A 20814-nucleotide genomic window follows, 5' to 3' on the forward strand; every position below is an offset into this window, starting at 1 on the left:
CCAAAATTGAGAACATTTTCAATGAATTCAAACTTTCATTGCAACTATTAATAATAATCTGCCATTTTATTGAGACCAGACGCCTCAATCGGCATAATCAATACAAATTACTTAACATAGTATAATTAAAGCATCAGTGCATTCAATACGCGATGAACCGCCTGTTTATAATGTCGGCCAATGGGTATGATAACACCATCAATCTCAATTTCTGATGCAGAGTATGTTTGAATGGAGTGAATATTGATAATAAACGATTTATGCACTCTCAGAAACAGCCGATTTGGTAATTGTTCTTCGAGATAACTCATTTTGAGATAGGTAAGGATACTACCTTCTTTGGTAATGATCTTTACATAGTCTTTGATGCTCTCGATAAAAAGAATGTCGTCAAGAAAAACCTTTTTCATTCTTTTATCTTCACGTACAAAGATATACGCTCTATCTGAAGTACTAATTTCTGTTGGTGCCTGTTTGTGTACAGGTGGATTTGGAATCTTCGAAACTGCCTTCAAAAAACGCTCAAATGAAATAGGTTTGAGTAAATAATCCAAGGCCGACATTTCGAAGCCGTCCAACGCAAAATCTCTATAAGCAGTAGTGAATATCACCATGGGAGGATTCGGCAATGATTTAAGAAAATCAATGCCGGTAATTTGTGGCATCTTAATATCCAAAAACATGAGATCGATATTATGAGTATTGAGCAGATTGAATGCTTCTACGGCATTTTCTGCTTTACCCACCAAACGCAAATGATCGAGTTTGGTAATATATTTTTCGAGCACGTTGGAGGCCAATGGCTCATCATCTACTATAAGGCAATTAACCCTATTCATTTAAGTCAATTTTAAGTTTCACTTGGTATGTACCGCTCTCCGGCCTCACTTCCAATTCATATTTGTCCTGATATTCTCCCTCTAATCTCCTTTTTACGTTTTTCAATCCAATACCTGAGTTTTGTGTGGAAGTAATTTCTTTTTCTGGTACGCTATTTATCAAATTGAGATAGAGCAAACCGTGATCAATTCGTAGATTGAAATGCACAAAGCATTCCGACATGGTATCACCTGCACCATGCTTGAAACAATTGTCCACAAAAGGCAAAAGGATCAAAGGCGCAATATATATATCGGTTAAGTTGTCGCTTACTTCAAATCGAAGGTCCAATCTTTCGCTATATCGTAGTTTTTCCAGACTTATATAATTTTCAATCAGTTCTATCTCCTTTTTCAGGTATACTCTATTAGTGTTGCACTCATAAAGCATGTAACTCAATAATTCTGAAAGCTCTAGCAATGATCTCGAAGTCTTCGGTGAATGATCCAATGACAGGGAATAAATATTATTGATGGTGTTGAACAAAAAATGGGGATGAACTTGGGCTTTAAGGTATTGTAATTCTGCCTGCAATTTTTCTTGTTGCAACTGAGTTCGAAGATGATAATCCCGTATCCAATGCGACATGAGGTAGATTGCCGTGGCCAGCCCTACGACTGGATAAATAAAAACTAGATTGCGAAAAGCTGTACCCAAGTCCCAAAAAACAGCACGGTCAAAGTAAAGCATGCTTATAGGATAGGTGATGTAAATATCTGTTATTCGTCTGGCAAGAGCTGCAAACAATATGAGCAAAAGCAACCAGGTGGTGAAAGTCAAATATCTCTTATTAAGAAGAAGTTGCGGGATCAAATAAAAAATGAGGACATAAACCAGGAACATCTTCAGTGGAAGTCGAATCAGCTCCACAACTAATACTGTCAGCAGGTCTTCTCGGAAATACTCCACAATGAAGATTTTGACCATTAGATATCCTAGCCAAAATACAACATGCCAGACCCACTCCTTCTTAAATTCTTGCATAGATGAAGACAACAAATATGTATATAATACATCAGTCAAGTTATCGATTTCTATAATATCATCTCTAACGCATATTTAGCCAGACCAACTTCCAATTGATTCTGACCAAATGCATAGACTCATTTAAAACTGCGGTTTAGCTTACGCATTAGGTGTCTTATCAGGTGTCGCTGGTCTATGATGATGATGCTCTCTACATTCGGAAAAACATCAAATACTCAATTTATGAAAAATAGCCTATTGATAATTATGGCATTGACTTTACCATCGTTTGGCATTTGCCAATATCATTCTTTAGAAATGCCTAAAACAAGTCCAAAGGTGAAAGAGTCACAGTATTTGGGAGTCACGGAGATTCAAGTAAACTATTCCAGTCCGGCCGTTAAGGGACGTGATATTTGGGGGCCAGTAGTTCCCATGAATGGTGATCCTATACCCTGGAGAGTAGGCGCCAATATGAATACCACGATTGCCTTTTCTACTGATGTAAAAATTGAGGATCAGCCTCTTAAAGCGGGTAGTTACGGCCTTCATGCCATACCCAGGACCAATGAATGGACTTTGCTTTTTGCCAAAAATGACAATCAGTGGGGTAGCTATTACTTGGATACACTCAATGAAATCGCTCTTAAGGTGAAAGTTAAACCTGTCCAAAATACACATTCAGAACAATTAGATTTTGAATTTAAAAATAGAACGGATAGCTCTGTACAGATTGCCATAGAGTGGGAAAAACTGAGCATTCCTTTTACTGTAAGCATTGACCTAACTCAGACTACCGTCGAAAGCTTTCGATATCAGCTCTTGGGGGCATCTACCTACGCTTGGGAAGCCTGGGATGCCGCTGCCCGGTGGTGTTTAAATCACAATACGAATTTGGATGAAGCTTTAGCCTGGTCAGATCGATCCATCTCAGGCGGGTATGGAGGGTATGCCTCCATTACCAATTTTACCAACCTGAGTACAAAATCATCAATACTCTGGGCATTGGGAAAGAAGCAAGAATCAGATGATATAATGAAACAGGCTATTCCGTTGATGGATAATGTCCAGAATGACTATTGGGTTGGTAAGTCTCTATCAGATCAGGGTAGAGTTGAATTGTCATTGGCGTTTTTTGATCAAATGATAGAAAAATTTCCTGAGGTATGGTATGTCTATCTTGGTGCTACACGCGCAGAGTATTTAAATGGCAACAATAAAAAAGCCCTGAATCATCTGGATAAAGCAAAAACCATGGCTCCCTCTAACTACGCAGACTATCTAAAAGGTCTGGAAATTAAAATTAAAAACGGAGAGGAGATCTAAAAAATAAGATGAGGTTGATAGGGGTTTGATGCAGTCCTGGCTTGGCGTGCTTATTCATTATTATCAGTAAGATATCAATGCTTCGCTATCAGAAAACAGGGGTTCAAATATATCCTTTCCGGTAAGTAGGAGAAGATCACTTTTACCTACCGGATTATGCAGTGGAATTGATTTAACGGGATTGAAATGGTGAGTTGAAATCCAGACACCAGTCTCTAGCTGTTGCCAATTATCCCAGCTAAACTTCATCCCGCCGATAGGAATAATTGAGACCCACAGCTTCCAGCTTTTTGGTCTTCCATTGTCATCCAATGTCCACAAATATGAGTCGCCTGGTGTTGAACCTCCGGAGGTGTATGTAACCAATAAGGTCTCTTGCCCATGCCGTTTGACCAATTTGCGTTCGGTGCCAGGATCAAAAATTTTACTCACTGGATTGAGCCAAAAGGAATCATTGCACCAGTACTTCCATGCCCACAAACAAATTTCCTGCTTCTTTTCCTCAGACAGTTCGTTTGCGTCATTGCCAAGAATATAACCTAGCCTACTATCAATATCTAAAAGCACCTCATGGCCCTCATAATTCACTCTTGTAAGATGTCTTTTCCTATCCCATATGAATGTACGGTCTTCATAGCCCCAGCTTACTACTCCAGTAGTTCGCCACGCTTGATTATCGATCGCAATCAACATCCTATTTGCTAATGAATCTGCCTCAGGTCCGACTACACCATCTGGCAGCTTCTCATCCATGTATTCAAATAATAAGAATGCTGTTAAAAAGATGGCAAGAAGAGTAACCCAAAGAATCTTTAGCTTTTTGAGCATAAAACTAGGTAGTTTCTGGTTTTTCCAAGGTGGTCATCTGAATACCGAGCAGTGAAAGAATACAGTAAAATGCGAAGTAATTAAACCCTTCAAGTAGATTAGCTTCAATTGAACTGTTGGACTGAGTAGAGAGAAAAGCCATAAATACCCCAACCACAAATACATCAGCCATTGACCATTTACCAATAATAAAAACAAAGCGATAGAGCTTGGCCTTATGGGCAAATTTTTTAAAGAGTAATACAGCCAAAATAATCACTCCTTTAGTAAAAGGTACAACCACACTAAATAGGAAAATCAGAATGGCTACAAACTTGTTGTTAGTATTGTATAACGTGTCAACTGTCTGCAGGATACTTTGTGTCTGCTCATAAAAGGTGGTTTTTCCGATAATTGGCAACTCGGCAGAGATTACCACCTGAAGAATTGGTTTGGTTAGACCGGGGTATAATAAGCACAAGGACAGAATGGTGAGTATTAATGCTGCAATATTTCTCTTAAGCATTGGGAGTTTATTTTGTAATTTTTGACATTATGGTTAGGAGGTGTTGAGTTCAGGATATACAAGTATAATCATATTATGACAATTGCCGAGATGATTTAAAATAGAACCATGTTTATCGGATATAAGTGTCAAATTATTACTAATATTAAATTAATATTCTTAAATTTTAGTAAAGACTCAATCAGCTACTCCTTATAAAAAATAGATATTTAACATGGATAAATACGATGTATGTGTAATAGGTGGTGGTCCTGCAGGGTATGCAGCAGCAATGAGAGCCGTGGATTTCAAAAAGAAAGTATTACTCATAGAGAAGAACAAAATAGGCGGAGCTGGTATTCAGAATGGGGCGCTTTCAAGTAAAACATGGTGGGAATTGTCACGAGAGGCATTTGCGCTTCGGTCGCATTGCAAATCAACTAATGTTCCCACTCCTGAGCACAATTTTCAAATACTCAAAGAAGAAGTCAACAAAGCGGTAAATAAGCGGCGTGAACTACTTGAACATCATATGCATAATATTAACCTTAATGCAGGTGCTGAGTTGTTTCATTTTAGGCAGGGTGTGGCAAAGGTAGTGGGTGAAACAGTCGTAGTGGTTCGTACTGAAGACGGGGAATTTGAAGTAGAAGCCGATCATATTATCCTGGCAACAGGGAGTCGACCGAGAAAATTGGATAATATTCCTATCGATGAAAACATCATTTTGACTAGTGATGGGATTGAAAATTTAAAGGAATTCCCAAAGAGTATGGTGATAGTAGGCGCCGGTGTAATCGGATGTGAATTTGCCACGATTTTCTCCAACTTTGGTCAGACCAAGGTACATATGATTGACAAGGGTGATAGAATTCTTCCATTTGAAGATGAAGATATTGTCAAAATCATTGAACAAAATCTGGAAAGCAAGGATGTGCTTATTCACAGAAATTCCAAGCTCAAAGAGATGAAGGTAGAAAACGGCATGGTCGTATATACCCTTGAATATGACAATGGATCGAAGGAAATATTCCATGTAGAGAAAGCACTGGTGTCAGTAGGGCGTATTCCAAATTACGAAAACTTACTTTCGGCATCAGTAAAAATAAATATGGATAGTCGAGGTATCATTGATGATCTTACTCAGACTTCTGTGCCGAATATCTATGCTGTAGGTGATATCACGGCTGATATTGCACTTGTAAATGTAGGAGAATTGGAAGGCCGCTATTCTATTGAAAAGATATTTGGCGAACCAGAAAAGGACTTGATATATGAGAATATATCTACCATCATGTTTTTGGCTCCAGAAGTAGCTGGAGTAGGTTTGAATGAATTAAGGGCCCGAGAACAAAATATTCCGCACAAAGTTGTAAGCCTCGACTACAGCTGTATCACCAGGGCTATAGCCATGCGTAATACAGAAGGTTTTATAAAAGTTATTGTATCCAATGATGAAGAAATGCGCGTGCTCGGTATGCGAGTCGTTGGAGAACATGCTTCAAGTTCTATCGAGGCCGTGGCATTGTTGATTTCCATGAACAAGGGGATTGAGGAGCTGGCAGAATTGATCCACCCCCACCCTTCCATCATCGAAGGAATTCAGGAATGTGTGCGAATGCTACTCAACAAATCGATGTTGAAGCCTGGTGTACTTCGGGATGCCATGAGATGCACCAGTTATGCCAATGGAGAGCTAAAAAATGTAGAGTTTGCTTAGTTCGACCCAATCCCAGTCTTGTAAACTTCAAGCGCTCTGATTCGCGCAAATTTATGATCTACTATGGGTGGCATGAATTCTGTCACCCATTTTTTTACATACTGCAATTCCGGGTCAAATTTTCTCAGCTGTTCAGTTGGGTTAAAAATCCTAAAGTACGGAGCAGCATCACATCCAGTTCCAGCAGCCCATTGCCAATTGCCATTGTTAGATGATAATTCGTAGTCTAATAGCTTTTTAGCAAAGTAGGCCTCTCCCCATCGCCAATCTATCAGCAAATGTTTGCATAAAAAGCTGGCTACCACCATTCGCACACGATTATGCATAAAACCTGTTTGGTTTAGTTGACGCATTCCCGCATCTACTAATGGATATCCTGTTTCTCCCTTTTTCCACTTCTCAAATTCTTCTTCATCATTTCGCCAAAGAATAGCATCATACTTTGACTTGAAGCTATGACTGACCACATCAGGAAAATGATACAAGATGTGCATAAAAAACTCCCTCCAAATCAATTCGCTCAAAAAGGTATCATCCGCGGATCCTAACTGCTGAATAACCTGTCTGATGCTTACGGTGCCGAAACGCAGGTGAACGCTGAGGTGGCTCGTGCCATCTTGAGCCGGATAGTCTCTATCGATTTTATAGCTATCAAGTCGAGTCAGATTGTACGGACTCGCTTGAATACCGCTTTGAGCAAACCCTATTTCGGAAAGCAAAGGCATTTTTGCAGCAAATTGATAGAATTTTGATCGATTGATAGACGAATGCACAGATACTTCAGATTCACGATACTTTGATAGCCATTTGTTCTTAAAAGGAGTAAATATGGTATAGGGACTGCCATTACCAGGCTTGAGTATTTCACCAGGTCCGAAAACAACCTGATCCTTAAAAGTGTGCCATTCGATATGGCGTGATTTCGCTAATTCTTGAATGGATTCATCACGCTTCAGAGCATAAGGCTCATAATCCTCATTGGAATAAATTCCTTTAATTGAATACTCTTGTACGATATCTTTCCATATCTCCAAAGGCTCCCCTACCCGCACCAACAATGAACTACCCAGTTTCCGAAGTTCAATGTAAATTTCAGACAAACTTTTATATATAAAGGAAACTCGGGCGTCATCCGAGGGCAACTCGCTCAAAATAGCTGTATCGAAAATGAATACAGGCAATACACTGCTCCCCGAATTGAGTGCATGATACAAGCCAGTATTATCATCTAACCTAAGATCTCTCCTAAACCAAAAAGCTACTAACTTCATATTATTTTGATAATGCTTTGATTAACCCCTTAAAAACAATTCCATGCAATGGATAAACCAAATACCAATATACTCTTCCAAGGATGCCACGTGGACGAAAGGTGGCCGTTTGATATAACACGCCGTTTTGAATCCTAAACTCAAGCCAGGCTTCACCAGGCAATTTCATTTCTGCGAATAGTAGAAGCCGATACCCGTTCTTATCCGCAAGTAAAACACGCCAAAAGTCAACGACATCCCCAGTAGCTAATTTACTCGGATGAGTTCTTCCCCTGCGTAAACCCACTCCACCAAAAATCTTATCAATAAAACCCCGCACTTTCCAGAGCCAGCTGACATAATACCAGCCATTCTCCCCACCAATTCTCCAAATCTTACTTAAACTCACCTGTTGATCTCGAACTCGGAGAGACCGCTCATCTTTGAGACAACCAAAGGTCGGTACTTTCATAAAGTCTGATAAGTTATGAGTAAAGGATCCACTGCCCAAAGCATCTTTCCAACTTGAGATTATTTCATGATCCTCGATTTTCATAAAAGTCTTTTGCAAAGCCTCATGGTAGGACTTTGGTTGAATTTGCAGCAGATTCATTAAACGATTATCCCTGCATACCACTTCGACCTTCATGCTGCTTACCAGAGCCGTGGCGAGCTTATATGAGGTGGAAGTCACAAAATACAGCCAATAGGAAGAAAGTCGTGGTGTCATAACCGGAACAGTATATATACTCCGCTTAAGCTTTCTAATTCTGGCGTATTCCAGCAGCATTTGCTTGTAGCTAAGTACATCAGGGCCTCCAATATCAAAATTTTGATCATAGAGCTCAGTATTGAGGATTGTAGAACTCAAAACATCTACCACATCCTTTATTGCAATAGGTTGACATTTGGTGTTCAACCATTTTGGAGTAATCATCACGGGTAGCTTTTCTACCAAATCTCTTATGATTTCAAAAGATGCACTGCCTGATCCGATAATAATTCCAGCGCGTAGTGTGGTCAGGTGGTAAGCACCTTTGGACAGTTCCTCTTCTACTGCTTTTCTTGAAGAAAGGTGTTTAGATAGTGAGTTCTCATTAATAATACCACTGAGATAAACCACATGCTTTATGTCCGAACGAAAGAGCAAGTGTCTAAAATTTCTTGCAATATTTAACTCCAACTCTTCATAATCTATAGATGAACTCATGGAATGCATCAGATAGTAAGCCCCGTCTAATCCATCCGGCAATTTTTTATCAGCAGGGATATTTGAAAAGTCTATTTCAAGTACTTCAATTTTATGGGCTATGGAAATAGGTGGATTAAATCGGTTTGCATCTCTAACACAGCATACGATCTCATGACCCGCTCTTACTAGTTCCAGTAGTAACCGCTTTCCAATGTATCCTGTAGCTCCAGTAAGAAGTATCTTCATTCTTTTTCGATCAAACCAAAGTCATATAACCAAGACCTCTTTCAGCAAAATATTCCTCAATGGCCTTCTTTCTGTAATTGAATATTTTATTCAATGCTTTCCTAATGTACACCCGATTCGCAATAGCTCCCAAGATACCAAATGGTGGCTGATAGGTAATGATATCTTTCATTACTACTACCTGATCAAGCGGCTCCAGGATATGCTGATGATGCCAAAAAGTGTAGGGGCCAATCCGTTGCTCATCCACAAAAAATTCCTTATCACGAACATGTGTGATCTCCGTAACCCAATTGGTATTAAACCCAGGGAAAGGGCTTACTTTGTAAGAAACAATCATTCCCTCATACATCTTCTGTTCAGCATTGGAAGACGTAATATCAAAACCCATGTGGTCAGGTGTAATCAACTTGAGGTTTGCAGGCGACGATATAAAATCCCATAGGTCATCTGGGGTTGCATTAATTATTTGTGCTTTATGAAACTGATAAAAAGCCATAATTATAGATTTGATATTTGATCCATTATACCCTGAGCCTCAGAATATTTCTCATCACTTAGAGATCTATTTGTGGTAGACAGTTGATGTGCCTCTGACATCAGCTTTTTGTATTCAGACTCAAGTTTCTCAGTCTTGCTCTTTTTTTTGAATATCGAAAACATGTTATAAAACCTTTTCTATTTAAAAAAATAGAAACCGGGGAGAAGAACCATCCCCGATTTCACTCTTACTAACAACCTACTCTGTGAATATTTATTTTTAAGGCACTAGTACCGCATCGATCACGTGTATGACACCATTGGTCGTATTTGTATTTACACCTGTGATATTAACGGTTGAATTAATTGTCAAATCCGTCAAATTGAAGGTCAGACTGCTACCTTCTACCGTGGCCACTCCATTATTGGCATCCAGTGCTCCCGCCAAATCCTTGTCGTAGACCCTACCAGATACTACGTGATATTTGAGTACATCAATCAAAGTAACTAAAGGAATATCTGCTAGTGTAGACCATTCCGAATTACTCTCCAACAAAGCTGTAAACGCTGCATCCGTAGGAGCAAAAACAGTGAATGGCCCCGTGCCGCTTAGAACTGTTATTAGATTCTGATCAGCAGTACCCTCATCTGCTGTGCGTGTGAGAGCGGCCACCAAGGAAGTGAATTCACCATTTTCAGACAATGAAACCGCCTTACCCACTATCGTTTCATCTGCCGGAAGCAATACCTTGTCAATCACATGAACCACTCCTGAGCCAGATTCGATATCTACATTGGTTATTTCTACATCACCATTGATGAAGTTGCCTGAAGTCACAAGAGAAAAGTAAATGCTCCCTCCATTCAACGTTGCAGCACTTGCTGGAATACCTGAACTCATTACTTTTGAAGTAATGACATGATAGGTCAATACGTCAAGCAAGGCTTCTGCACCTGTATCAGCTACTACAACTCCAGACGCCGTAAAAGCATCATTTGTCGGGGCAAAAATGGTTAGATTAGGCGTATTGAGTAGCGTATTTACAGCATCAGCCTTTACAGCCGCTTCAATCAGCGTACTAAAATTCTTATTGAAATAGGCTGGTTCTAACACGGTGTTGACAAACTGAGCAATAGATGCTGGCACAAGCACGGCATCAATCGTATGAATAATCCCATTGGATGCCACTGCATCAAACGGATCCACAACATTTGCTCCATTTACTGTAATACCATTGGCACTTACATCCAACGCAATATCCGATCCTTCAACGGTGGTGGCATTTCCGGTAGTTACAGCAGAAGAGGCAACCTCTCCTGAAACTACATGGTAGAGTAATATTTTAGTGAGTACGTCATCCGGAACATCTGCGATACTGGTTTGACCCACTGCACTAAGTAAGTCAGCAAATGCCGCATCTGTAGGAGCAAAAACCGTAAAAGGCCCATCACCTTGCAATGTACTCACCAAGTCTACCTGAGTAAGTGCAGCTGCCAGTGAGGTAAATCCATTGGCTTGAGCCAATGCTATAATGTCTTGCGTAGATTCATTGGAATCATCATCGTCATCGCAACTGGTTAAAAACAGTGGCGACATAAACAAAATTAAGAATGCTAAATTTTTCATGTCTAACTTTTTTGTGATTTACTTAGACAAGTATACGGCAATAGGATTTATTTTGTTCAACTTTTTTAAGAAATTATTAGACAATATTGATATTAAATTTAGAGAAGTGCCATTTTATAGGTTTTATCCATCTTTTTTGTCCATATTTATTTTATAAAAATTAGACATGATTACTTATTCAGTAGCGCAAGTAGAGGCTTTAACAGGAATTTCAGCTCATTCTTTACGGATTTGGGAACGCAGGTTTGACTTTGTTGAACCTTTTAGGACTGATACTAATATTCGCTACTACTCAGATGACCAGCTTAAAAAGCTGATCAATGTTGGGATACTTCTTCGTAATGATCATAAGATTTCGAAAGTAGTGGCCATGAAAGACGCCGAAATCCATGATTTGGTGAGTAAAATTGTCCTACAGCCTAATTCAAGCAGTGAGGAAGACATCAAAGCACTTGCTGTATGTATGATAGAAATGAACGAACTGAAGTTTATCGAAATCTACAATGCATACATCCAAAGACATGGCTTACTCAAGACCTTCGTGTCATTGATTTATCCATTTTTGAATCATGTTGGTGTGCTATGGGGAACGAATAAGGCCATGCCGGCTCAAGAGCATTTTATTTCAAATTTGATTAGACAAAAGCTGATCGCAGCAACTGATGCTCTACCGCTAGGAGACAAAGACGCTCCGGATCTTTTACTTTTCCTGCTTGATGGTGAAGATCATGAAATCGGACTTTTACTGGCTAACTATATTGCCAGAGAAATGGGATGGCGTACTTATTACTTGGGCCAGGATGTTCCTTCAGATAATCTAATCTCCGTTACCGCACAATTAAAACCTTTGGCTATGTTCACTATGATGATTTCACCGCGTAATGCAAAGTTTGAAATTATGCTCGGTGAGCTTCTCGAGACCATAGGTATTCCTCTACTGTATTCTGGCAACCCTACCTTGCTTGATCCTACGGCTTTCGAAAAAAAGGCCACCTATCTCAATTCTCCGGAAGCATTCATCGATCATCTCAAAAATCTTCATCCTTAAATTGAAATAGCGGAATGGAGTTTCTTCCTTCTGAACTAATGAAGCTGTTTAATGTTTTAACTTTATAAAAAAACAATCCAATGAGCACATTTGCAGTAGCCATCACCAAAAACGAACTCACCACACAACTAAATACCAAAGGGCATATGGGGCTTGTGGACGAGCCAGTTGAAATAGGAGGATTAGACAAAGGTCCCACCCCTTACGATCTCTTATGTGGATCACTGGCCAGTTGTACTTCTATTACACTCCGTCTCTATGCCAATCGAAAGGAATTAGATGTTTCACGAATTCGTGTGCAGGTGAACTTCGCTCGAGAATACAAAGAAGATTGTGCTGCATGTAATGATGGGCCCAAAAAAGTAGATGTGTTTGAAAGGATTATTAGCTTAGAAGGTGGTCTGACCGATGAACAAAAGCAGCGTATGCTTGAAATCGCAAATATGTGTCCTGTACACAAAACACTAGAGGCTCAGGCTGAGATAGAGACCAAATTGGCGTAAAAAAAGTGACTCCCCCCAGAGCCACTTTCAAACATAGCTCCCAATACTGAGCCAATTACCATCAGTTTAGTTCAACCATTTCTCAACTAGCGTCTTTTATTCTGTGACTTCTTTCCGTATGTCGAGTTCGGATTTCATTTTCAGATAGACTCCATTCGTCCAGCCAAAACCATCTTGCAGGGGATACTCTCCTCCTCCTCCTTCCAGGGTGGTATCCACCACGTTGTATTTCTCCATCATTTTGGCAGTGCGACCATAAACCTTCTCGTTTAGAATAATCCATCGAGTCCCAATTTCGTAAGCCAGCGTATCGTGACCATAATTCTTTAAGCCCCAAAAACTCATCCATTGCAAGGGCGGCCACCCATTGGGTGCATCCCATTGCTCCCCGGTTTGATTCAATGTTGAAATAAGACCACCAGCCTTTAGAAAATTATTTTCGATAAACTCAGAAACTCTTGAGGCTTGTTGAACGCTTGCCATTTCGAAACTCAAAGGAAAAACCCCTGCAAGTGAAGGCGTTCCCGTGGATGCTTCTAATCTAAAATTGTAATCGTTGAAATAACCCTCGGTTTCATTCCAGCAATAGCGATTGAGGGCCTCTTTCCTAATCTGAGCTTTGCCTTTGTATTCAGCAGCCAATGCCTGATTACCAGTCAATTCGCCTCCCTTGGCTATGGACTGCTCTAAATAATAGAGTAGGGCATTGAGGTCTACGGGAATGATATTGGTCGTTTCAATGGTGCCCAAGTTTCTTCCATCTGCAAACCACCTTGAACTATAGTCCCAACCAGATTCTGCACCTGCTCTCAGATGTTTAAAAACAGCAGGTTTTTCTTCACCTGCTTCCGTTGCTAATCTAACATCCTCCGCCAAGCTTTCTTCCCGAGGCCCGTCAAAATTGTCCCAATAGCGGTTGAGTACAAATTTGGAATCCAATAGCACCACCCTACTGATGGCCGGATTATTTACTGTCAGGTTATCGGTGCCTTTCATCCAAAAGGCATGTTCCTTTTGTAGGTAGGGCAAGTATTCTTCCCAGATCGATTCGCCCTTGACAGATGCTAACAAATTGACCATCAAAGCAAAAAAAGGAGGCTGAGACCTGCCTAGAAAATAGGTTCGGCTGCCATTTGGGATAAACCCAAACCGGTCTATCATTTCTGCAAAATTTTTGACCATGGCCTCGATCAGTTCATGCTCTTCTGAAACCTGCAACCCCAACATAGTAAAGTAGGAATCCCAGTAGTATATCTCTCGAAACCTACCTCCCGGAACTATATAAGGATGACTTAAGCCAATTCTTGAACCATAATCAGCACTGTCGGCTGGTCGCTGTAACACTTCCCAAAGCCGGTTGATGTGAGCAGTGAGATCCAATACAGTCATTTGTTCGACCTTAGGCAACGGGCGCGGCTGATCGAAATAAATGTTTATAAATCCCCTAAGATCAAAGTCGTCAGCCTCCTTGGACCGTGCATAGGAAGTCATGATGGAGTCTGCATCAACTTTCGGAACGCAGTCCACAAACGTTTTACCGTCCTCGAAGATATGAGCCATTTGCACGTCGTACAGCAGCTGTCCAAATACGGCAGCCGGCGGTTTTAGAACCGAAATTTCAATCTGCCTTCGTGTATTGGATAGGTCTTTGTTTACCGGTTGACAGGCGAGTCCGAAAATTAAAAGAATGGAGAAAATATACTTTCCTTGTGACATCTGTTTATTGTAATTATTCGAGTTTCAAGGTGTTCTGATAAGGATTTGCATCTAAAAATTGAAAATAAGCGGCAGGCCAGTTCAACCTGCCGCCTTGTATCCAAACCATTGATTTGGAACAACCCAAAACTACTCGTTAGAATTCTCTACTTTAAAAGTGCGTTTTGCCAATTAGAAATTAATGGCCACTGACAGCCTCACTGCTCTACCCAGCACGGATCTACCCATAAAAGTCTGACCATCTACCGGAGCCACACCATCTGCCCGACCATCTGCCTCTGTCAGACCTATGGTATTAAACAAATTCGTCACGTCCAGGCCGAATCGAAAATCATTGACATTGTAAGCTGTTCCGACGGCAAATGTCCCAAAAGCCGGCAGCTCAAAGGTGTTTGCAATGTCCTGATACTTTCGTCCAAAATGAGTATAATTAATATACAAATTCAAGTTGTCTGTAAAAGCATAGTTGGGACGAAGCGTGAAGTAATAATTGGAGATTCTTCTGGCCAGATTTCCGTTCAGACCAGACTCGGACCCTTCGTAGCCTTTGTATTCAGGGTTTTGTATGGTGCCGTTGAAATTCAGTCCAAAATTGCCCCATTTCATAATGGCCTCAAGTTCAAGTCCAATATTTTGGACATTAGCAAATTTCTTTTCAGAAACTCCTCCAGCGCGGATATCCTGATACGCTATATTATCCAGCTTCATATAGAACAGGTTGGCAAATAATGCAATATTCGGTGAGGAATACTTGAAGCCCAGTTCGGTCTGATTAACAAAGGTTGGTTCTAAATCAGCCAATCCTGAAGTACCGGCACCACTTTCTACGGCAGGCCCGTAAAAAGATTCTTCGATAGGTGTTCTGAAACCATGGCTATATCGCAAATAAGAAGCCATGACGTCAGACATTTGGTAATTAAGTGCGGCGGTATAGGACAATTCACTAAGGTCATAGGTCCAGTAAGTGTAATCACCCATCAGAATGTTCACTCCGTTATCTGCATTGTTATTGGGTAGGATGCCAATGTTATTACCCCAGGTACCATGATCGCCCACACCAGAAAATTCATGGTTGTCGTAGCGGAAACCAACATTTGCCGTCAGGTTATCCGTTAGGCTATACTCGGCATCCGCATAAAATGCATTGATCGTGTTTTTAATCTGAGATTCTCGCTGCAGCCAGGTAATACCTGAAATTCCGTTGAAAGTGTAAGCATTACCAGTATTAGAATCTACCAAATTTACTAATCTGGGATTATCTGATGCGCTAACCAGGTAGCTGGTCCAGTTCCAGTTTTGGTCTGATTTCCAGTTGGAATAGTAATAACCTAGCGTCAGGTTCAATTCATTCAAATCAAAATTGAACGACAGGTTGTTCGCCACATTTCTCATCTGCTTTTTTATATTCCAGTAGTCAGCACGCTTCAGTTCGGTTCCGGCAGCCAGTGGGCTGCCATCATCGTCGTAGGTAAATGCCGCATCAGCGGTAGGCACGCCGAAATTGGTCGCTGTTTCGTCTTGCGTAGATACATCACCCATCCAATGCGCAGCAAAAATGGCATTGTAGTCAAGATCTATATTTGTGCTTTTAAAAGCATTCTTTACAGAAATATTATCAGCCAAATCAAACTCAAAGACGCCGCCTACAACATTAGAAGTAGGATGCACACCATCTTCCAGGTCTGCTTCAAAAAAACCTCCACCTGACTGAGGCACTTTCAGTTTACTAAAATTTCGAGAGGTGAAGGTGCCATAGTTGGCATCGAAACCAGCATACTCTTTCGGTTTGCCTCCATCCATTACAAATGGAGTAGATTGATAGAAAATATTCCTGTCATTCAGGTTTTTATAGAACACCCTGGCATAACCTTTTTTGAATCTGTAAGTAAAGTTTGCTTTCACCTGACCACCTTTGTTGGCATCAAAGCCTGGGCTTCTGATCCCCTGATCTACTCGATAAAAGCCGCCGACATTATAAAACAACTTGTCTTCGACAATTGCTCCGCCTACATTGAAATCAGTTCTGAAAAGACCATAATCCCCAACTGTCAATTTAGTCACTCCTGCCAATTCGTTTTGACCGGTTTTAGAGGTGAAATTGATGATACCACCTGGTGCTCCACTGGCAAAAATCGATGCTGAACCTCCTTTGACCGCTTCCACTCTATTGAGTGTCAGATCTACTCGCTGAAAGTTATCAATGTTGGCAAACTGAAGGGCACCGTCTTCAAATACAGGCAATCCGTCCTCCTGAATTTGAACATATTCATACGCACCTGCTGATGGAATGCCACGGGCAAACAGGTTGTTTCCGACCTCTCCACCTGACGTTTCAACCAAAAACCCCGGTATGGATTGCAATACGTTGGCCGTTGTGGGTGCTGCATATTCGCTGATTACTTTAGCATTCAAAGTCGTGATGGCCACACTGGACGACAACTTGGTCTTGGGATTGGAAGCGCCGGTAATTACTACTTCTTCCAGACCCAACAGATCATCCTTCAGCACAAAATTGAGGGTAACGGGTCCCTCTGTTATATCCACGGTTTGGACCAGGGTTACGAACCCAACAAATGAAGCTTCAACCTGGTAGGTGCCCGATTCAAGGTTAGCGATCTCAAACGAACCATTCATATCTGCCGAAGCTCCGGTTGAGGTATCTTTGATTTTCACACTGGCACCAATCAAGGCAGCACCATAACTATCCAGGACTTTACCAGTTATACTTCCTCCTTCGAGCACTTCTATATACGCTTGATCGTGTTTACTGGCTTTCACCACACTAATATTATTATTGACTTGTCTGAAATGTAGATTGGCCTGTCTCGACATCTCATAAAGGAGATCTCCTATGGTGATACCCTTGCGGTTTATATTGATTTTTACCTTTCGGTCTATCTCAGAGTTGTTATAAGCAAATTCAAAATCGGATTGTGATTCAATCGCTTTGAAGGCCTCTGCTAAAGAAGAATTTTCAAAATTTACTGAAACTGTTGCTTCGTAAACATTCATTCTGTGCTGCGCATTTCCGCTGCTGGCTACTACCAGTGTCAGGGTGAGACATTGCAAGAAAAATCCAATAAAAGCGTAAAACGAGCTCATGATTAGTACATGCAGTATTAATTTTTTCATAACTTTAAATGTTTAATAATGTAAATGATTAAGTATCTGTTTTTGATATTTAAGAGTTTAGAGAGCGGATATTGGCGTATCTGCTCTTTTTTTTTCTAACTGGTATTGGTTTTTGTCATATATGCTTATTGTTTTTTGAAATTTATTTTCACTGATTTCTCATTGATTTCATGATCAAAATTGAGAGCAAAACCCATACTGATCAGTATGTTGTTCAAGCTTTCATTCCTGTATCGGGTCGAGAAGCTGATATTGTCATTTACTAACCCCTCCGGACTAATTTCCACATCAAACCATCTTTCTAATTTTTTTGTGATGGTTTCAAAATCATCATATTCAAACACGAGGACGCCCTCTGTCCAAAGCCCCATATCCTCAGTGGCCATGGTCGATAGCTCAGCCTGCTTTTTTCGCTTATCGTAAACCAGTTTTTGACCTGGAACCAGTATGTAGGTCTCTGTAGTATTTGCCGTACCAGACACCTCTACTTTAAGTTTTCCGGTTTTCAATTGAATCCTCGATACGGTTTCATTTCGATGCGCTTCTATATTGAATGAGGTACCAAGAACAGTAGCACTCAGTTCTCCTAGACGTACTACAAATGGGCGTTGGACATCCCTGTTTACTTCAAAAAACGCTTCTCCTTCCAACTCTACTTCCCGGAGATCGGAGTCAAATTTGCTCAAATAACGTAGTGAACTGCCAGCGTTTAAAGTTGCCGTCGACCCATCTGAAAAGGCGAGTTTAGACTTTCTTCCATACGGATTGATTTTAGCTATGGCATTTTCTACTATAGCCTCATTTTTCGAATCCATCTCATTGTAAAAGAAAACATAGGAGGCAATCATGAGGAGGGTTAGGGATGCCGCCACTCTGGCCGTCCATTTCCACTGATTGCTTCGGACCTTTTCAGACATAGAAATAACCCTGGATTCATTTCCCTGTAGCACCTTTTGCAACACCTCGTTGAAGTCAGATTCTGAGGGCTCTGATTTTTCAAAATTCATGGCCAGAATCAATTCCTTAGCCTGTAGAAATGCATCCTTATTGGTAGGGTGAGAGTGCAGCCACTCTTTCCAAAATAAATTCGACTCACTATCAGGTCTCTTTACCCACATTACAAAAGCCTCGTTTTGCAGGAAGTAATCAATGTCGTAGTTGTTTTTGTTCATTTCTCCTTGTATTCATCTATAGAAGGAGCGAAACATCAGAATGACATCAATATTTTTTGATTATTTTCAACTTTCCTTAAAAAAACAGCTCAGAAGCCTCAGGACAGGTCTTTCAAAGCTTCTTTTAATTCACCAAGTGCTTTATATATCAGGTTTCTGGCCGACTTCACATTTTTCAGTTCCATCACTTCAGAAATGTCTTCGTAGGACATACCTTCATAGTAAAAGTGGTACACAACTTCCTTCTGTCTGGAAGTCAAGTGTGTCAGCGCTACGTTGAGTTTCTCTACTTTTTCACTGTTTAGTTGCTGCTCGATGAGCTTGTGCTCATGCGAAAAGACGAAGGAGAAGTTGTACCCGTCTTGCTCCGGAGAATATTGAACAGATTTCTGTTTGCCTTTGTAGTAAAGTACTTTTCTTCGAATAGATTTAAAAAGATAGCGCTTGATTGAGTCGGTAGCTGACAGGTTTGTTCTTCCTTTTCTCAACTCAATGAACAAATCCTGAATAGCATCCTTGATAAGATCCTTATCGTGGGTAAATTGGCTAGCATATTGATAGAGCAGTTTAAAATATTTGCTGTAAATGAATATAAAGGCAGACTCGTTATATTTTTTGAACTCTGTCCAAATTTCACGGTCTGGTTTATTCTCAAAGATACTTGACCCTTCCTGGTCGAATCCAATCTTTGTAGAACCTTCTTCAGAACTAGAATTATCACCGTGAAAATGTATGGATGGCATGGTGCCAATTTATGGCTAATAATAATATTATCAAAAATAGGAATACGAAGTTGCCTGCCAGAAATGAGTAAAATAGTCCATTTTGAGACTGAAGAGGGGGGAAATCAGCACGCTTTGCATAAGTGCGCCAGTGGGAATAAAAAGGTGTAGTTGCGCCGAAGGCATCCCTTTGGGACAAACTACACCTAGCAACTGCCTATTTTTTCATTCTACACTCTACACCCAGTGGGGGTTCAATACGCCAGAACAATATGGAAATACTAAATATTCAAAATGCGCTTAACCTATTGTCCACTTTTTTGTTGCAAGTCCGTGGCATCCTCGTTACGCTATCGCTAAACGAGGACGATTGAGGTAATAGGGCCGCACTGTCACGCTTTTGCAAAGTGCGACAAATCTAATCAAGCATTTGCCCTGCGATCTCCCGAATAGTCTCTTGCACTGCTAAACACATAATCATGAGGTTCATACACATAACCCTCTTCAACTGGATTTTGATGATATATTCTAATCGTTGATCTATCATCTCATTTGACGATAAATGTATGGGATGAAAGCCGTCTTGCCGTACCTTGAAATTGTTCCCCTCTGGTCTTCGCTACTCGGTCCACTAAGACCTATTCAATAAAGTGTACATCAATTTTCCCTTCAATTTCTTTTGATACTACCCATAAGTGAATATAGCAATAATAGCAGGCCCGTGCGGACGCTCTTCCTCATTATAGGTCGTAGGACCGCTGCGCTTAACCTAAGACCAGAGGGGTGATAACCTTCAATGGGCATTCTTTCACAACTTCTAAATGCTATCTTAAATTTCTTTATTCTGAAGAAACAAGACGAAAATGGAAAAGAGATTACTTGGGCAGATAACATCATCTCACCAACAGCTAAAATTGCACTTATCGCTGTCCTAATTATTCTAATATTGAAGGCTATAACCTTTCTGATAATAATGATGTAACTAACCACCAAAGCCCAACCACAAGGTCAGGCTTTGATTTGAATGACTTCGAAAATCCTGCTAAAAGCTCAATTTACAAACTTGCCAGTCGTGGGTTAACTAATTTTCAATTATTTCAAGCTCTTTCATTTCCCATTCTTGACCCTTCTTATTGAAAACAGAAGTGACTTTTATCCCTTCAATTGAATATTTAAAGACAAGTATTATTTCATTTTCATTACGTGTCAAATTCACCAATTCAATTATGGAGCCATCATTACCACCAGCATCTAAAGATGTTATAATATTTACAGAATGTCCAAAACAACTTATCTCAAAACTTTCTTCTACATTCCCTTTAAATAGCACCATTAATGGCAGTCTTTCCATCAGTTCAAAATGAAAATACTTTTTAAGTTTTTCTGTATTTAGAGTTTTCTCGACGACCCATATATCGGCTGTACTCAAATCAATATTAGTATCTTCATTTGATATTGTTTGAGCCTTTGAGCCTAAAACAAAGAGAACTGAAAACATCATTGGTATTATTAACTTTTTCATA

18 protein-coding genes are annotated in these 20814 nt (G+C 40.3%); 4 read left to right on the forward strand and 14 right to left on the reverse strand.

Features of this window, described 5'->3' with window-relative positions; all coding sequences use genetic code 11:
• Positions 1 to 125 precede the first annotated feature (125 nt).
• Entirely contained in the window at positions 126 to 839 is a 714-nt protein-coding gene (locus ABJD64_RS20545; protein ID WP_348182387.1) for a LytTR family DNA-binding domain-containing protein, read from the reverse strand.
• Positions 832 to 1863 (reverse strand): histidine kinase, encoded by a 1032-nt coding sequence (locus ABJD64_RS20550; RefSeq protein ID WP_348182385.1) that lies wholly within the window; start codon positions 1861 to 1863, stop codon positions 832 to 834. Before ABJD64_RS20550 ends, ABJD64_RS20545 begins: the two co-directional genes overlap by 8 nt.
• Positions 1864 to 2088: 225 nt before the next feature.
• Between ABJD64_RS20550 and ABJD64_RS20555 the strand changes: the two genes are divergently transcribed.
• Entirely contained in the window at positions 2089 to 3171 is a 1083-nt protein-coding gene (locus tag ABJD64_RS20555; RefSeq protein WP_348182383.1) for a DUF2911 domain-containing protein, read from the forward strand.
• A 63-nt stretch (positions 3172 to 3234) separates the two neighbouring features.
• On the opposite strand, the gene ABJD64_RS20560 is transcribed toward ABJD64_RS20555, so the two are convergent.
• On the reverse strand, positions 3235 to 3999 hold the full coding sequence (locus ABJD64_RS20560; RefSeq protein ID WP_348182381.1) for a hypothetical protein: 765 nt from the start codon (positions 3997 to 3999) through the stop codon (positions 3235 to 3237).
• A gap of 4 nt (positions 4000 to 4003) precedes the next feature.
• On the reverse strand, positions 4004 to 4504 hold the full coding sequence (locus tag ABJD64_RS20565; RefSeq protein WP_348182379.1) for a paraquat-inducible protein A: 501 nt from the start codon (positions 4502 to 4504) through the stop codon (positions 4004 to 4006).
• Between the two features lie 214 nt (positions 4505 to 4718).
• On the opposite strand from ABJD64_RS20565, the gene ABJD64_RS20570 reads away from it, so the two are divergent.
• Positions 4719 to 6203 (forward strand): NAD(P)/FAD-dependent oxidoreductase, encoded by a 1485-nt coding sequence (locus ABJD64_RS20570; RefSeq protein ID WP_348182378.1) that lies wholly within the window; start codon positions 4719 to 4721, stop codon positions 6201 to 6203.
• Here ABJD64_RS20570 and ABJD64_RS20575 read toward each other — a convergent pair.
• From ABJD64_RS20575 to ABJD64_RS20595, 5 genes are all read right to left on the reverse strand, one after another.
• Positions 6200 to 7474, reverse strand: a complete 1275-nt coding sequence (locus ABJD64_RS20575) for a deoxyribodipyrimidine photo-lyase (RefSeq protein WP_348182376.1) — start codon at positions 7472 to 7474, stop codon at positions 6200 to 6202. The genes ABJD64_RS20570 and ABJD64_RS20575 overlap by 4 nt on opposite strands.
• A gap of 1 nt (position 7475) precedes the next feature.
• Positions 7476 to 8891 (reverse strand): SDR family oxidoreductase, encoded by a 1416-nt coding sequence (locus ABJD64_RS20580; protein WP_348182374.1) that lies wholly within the window; start codon positions 8889 to 8891, stop codon positions 7476 to 7478.
• A gap of 10 nt (positions 8892 to 8901) precedes the next feature.
• Positions 8902 to 9390 carry an SRPBCC family protein gene (locus tag ABJD64_RS20585; RefSeq protein WP_348182372.1) on the reverse strand — a complete coding sequence of 163 codons (489 nt, stop codon included), beginning with the start codon at positions 9388 to 9390 and terminating at the stop codon, positions 8902 to 8904.
• Between the two features lie 2 nt (positions 9391 to 9392).
• Positions 9393 to 9554, reverse strand: a complete 162-nt coding sequence (locus ABJD64_RS20590) for a Lacal_2735 family protein (RefSeq protein WP_348182370.1) — start codon at positions 9552 to 9554, stop codon at positions 9393 to 9395.
• Positions 9555 to 9651: 97 nt separating this feature from the next.
• Complete coding sequence (locus ABJD64_RS20595; protein ID WP_348182368.1) at positions 9652 to 10998, reverse strand: fasciclin domain-containing protein; 1347 nt, start codon at positions 10996 to 10998, stop codon at positions 9652 to 9654.
• 166 nt (positions 10999 to 11164) lie between these two features.
• Between ABJD64_RS20595 and ABJD64_RS20600 the strand changes: the two genes are divergently transcribed.
• Positions 11165 to 12046 (forward strand): MerR family transcriptional regulator, encoded by an 882-nt coding sequence (locus tag ABJD64_RS20600; RefSeq protein ID WP_348182366.1) that lies wholly within the window; start codon positions 11165 to 11167, stop codon positions 12044 to 12046.
• An 80-nt stretch (positions 12047 to 12126) separates the two neighbouring features.
• A complete protein-coding gene (locus tag ABJD64_RS20605) occupies positions 12127 to 12549 on the forward strand; it encodes an OsmC family protein (RefSeq protein ID WP_348182364.1) in 423 nt (140 codons plus the stop codon).
• A 96-nt stretch (positions 12550 to 12645) separates the two neighbouring features.
• On the opposite strand, the gene treF is transcribed toward ABJD64_RS20605, so the two are convergent.
• From treF to ABJD64_RS20630, 5 genes are all read right to left on the reverse strand, one after another.
• Positions 12646 to 14265 carry an alpha,alpha-trehalase TreF gene (gene treF / locus ABJD64_RS20610; protein ID WP_348182362.1) on the reverse strand — a complete coding sequence of 540 codons (1620 nt, stop codon included), beginning with the start codon at positions 14263 to 14265 and terminating at the stop codon, positions 12646 to 12648.
• Between the two features lie 171 nt (positions 14266 to 14436).
• Positions 14437 to 17397 (reverse strand): TonB-dependent receptor, encoded by a 2961-nt coding sequence (locus tag ABJD64_RS20615; protein WP_348182360.1) that lies wholly within the window; start codon positions 17395 to 17397, stop codon positions 14437 to 14439.
• Between the two features lie 125 nt (positions 17398 to 17522).
• A complete protein-coding gene (locus ABJD64_RS20620) occupies positions 17523 to 18569 on the reverse strand; it encodes a FecR domain-containing protein (RefSeq protein WP_348182358.1) in 1047 nt (348 codons plus the stop codon).
• A gap of 98 nt (positions 18570 to 18667) precedes the next feature.
• Positions 18668 to 19312 (reverse strand): sigma-70 family RNA polymerase sigma factor, encoded by a 645-nt coding sequence (locus ABJD64_RS20625; RefSeq protein ID WP_348182356.1) that lies wholly within the window; start codon positions 19310 to 19312, stop codon positions 18668 to 18670.
• Positions 19313 to 20372: 1060 nt separating this feature from the next.
• A complete protein-coding gene (locus ABJD64_RS20630; protein ID WP_348182354.1) occupies positions 20373 to 20813 on the reverse strand; it encodes a hypothetical protein in 441 nt (146 codons plus the stop codon).
• Position 20814: the final 1 nt, after the last annotated feature.

It is taken from the genome of Reichenbachiella sp., assembly GCF_039944555.1.
Taxonomy (GTDB): Bacteria; Bacteroidota; Bacteroidia; order Cytophagales; family Cyclobacteriaceae; genus Reichenbachiella.

What these genes read in the sequence shown, in the direction of transcription:
- ABJD64_RS20555 (WP_348182383.1), top strand. Translation starts at nt 2,089, where the DNA reads ATGAAAAATAGCCTATTGATAATTATGGCATTGACTTTACCATCGTTT.
- ABJD64_RS20605 (WP_348182364.1), top strand. Translation starts at nt 12,127, where the DNA reads ATGAGCACATTTGCAGTAGCCATCACCAAAAACGAACTCACCACACAA.
- ABJD64_RS20550 (WP_348182385.1), bottom strand. Translation starts at nt 1,863, where the DNA reads ATGCAAGAATTTAAGAAGGAGTGGGTCTGGCATGTTGTATTTTGGCTA.
- treF (WP_348182362.1), bottom strand. Translation starts at nt 14,265, where the DNA reads ATGTCACAAGGAAAGTATATTTTCTCCATTCTTTTAATTTTCGGACTC.
- ABJD64_RS20615 (WP_348182360.1), bottom strand. Translation starts at nt 17,397, where the DNA reads ATGAAAAAATTAATACTGCATGTACTAATCATGAGCTCGTTTTACGCT.
- ABJD64_RS20620 (WP_348182358.1), bottom strand. Translation starts at nt 18,569, where the DNA reads ATGAACAAAAACAACTACGACATTGATTACTTCCTGCAAAACGAGGCT.
- ABJD64_RS20580 (WP_348182374.1), bottom strand. Translation starts at nt 8,891, where the DNA reads ATGAAGATACTTCTTACTGGAGCTACAGGATACATTGGAAAGCGGTTA.
- ABJD64_RS20560 (WP_348182381.1), bottom strand. Translation starts at nt 3,999, where the DNA reads ATGCTCAAAAAGCTAAAGATTCTTTGGGTTACTCTTCTTGCCATCTTT.
- ABJD64_RS20545 (WP_348182387.1), bottom strand. Translation starts at nt 839, where the DNA reads ATGAATAGGGTTAATTGCCTTATAGTAGATGATGAGCCATTGGCCTCC.
- ABJD64_RS20575 (WP_348182376.1), bottom strand. Translation starts at nt 7,474, where the DNA reads ATGAAGTTAGTAGCTTTTTGGTTTAGGAGAGATCTTAGGTTAGATGAT.
- ABJD64_RS20585 (WP_348182372.1), bottom strand. Translation starts at nt 9,390, where the DNA reads ATGGCTTTTTATCAGTTTCATAAAGCACAAATAATTAATGCAACCCCA.
- ABJD64_RS20630 (WP_348182354.1), bottom strand. Translation starts at nt 20,813, where the DNA reads ATGAAAAAGTTAATAATACCAATGATGTTTTCAGTTCTCTTTGTTTTA.
- ABJD64_RS20595 (WP_348182368.1), bottom strand. Translation starts at nt 10,998, where the DNA reads ATGAAAAATTTAGCATTCTTAATTTTGTTTATGTCGCCACTGTTTTTA.
- ABJD64_RS20565 (WP_348182379.1), bottom strand. Translation starts at nt 4,504, where the DNA reads ATGCTTAAGAGAAATATTGCAGCATTAATACTCACCATTCTGTCCTTG.
- ABJD64_RS20625 (WP_348182356.1), bottom strand. Translation starts at nt 19,312, where the DNA reads ATGCCATCCATACATTTTCACGGTGATAATTCTAGTTCTGAAGAAGGT.
- ABJD64_RS20570 (WP_348182378.1), top strand. Translation starts at nt 4,719, where the DNA reads ATGGATAAATACGATGTATGTGTAATAGGTGGTGGTCCTGCAGGGTAT.
- ABJD64_RS20590 (WP_348182370.1), bottom strand. Translation starts at nt 9,554, where the DNA reads ATGTTTTCGATATTCAAAAAAAAGAGCAAGACTGAGAAACTTGAGTCT.
- ABJD64_RS20600 (WP_348182366.1), top strand. Translation starts at nt 11,165, where the DNA reads ATGATTACTTATTCAGTAGCGCAAGTAGAGGCTTTAACAGGAATTTCA.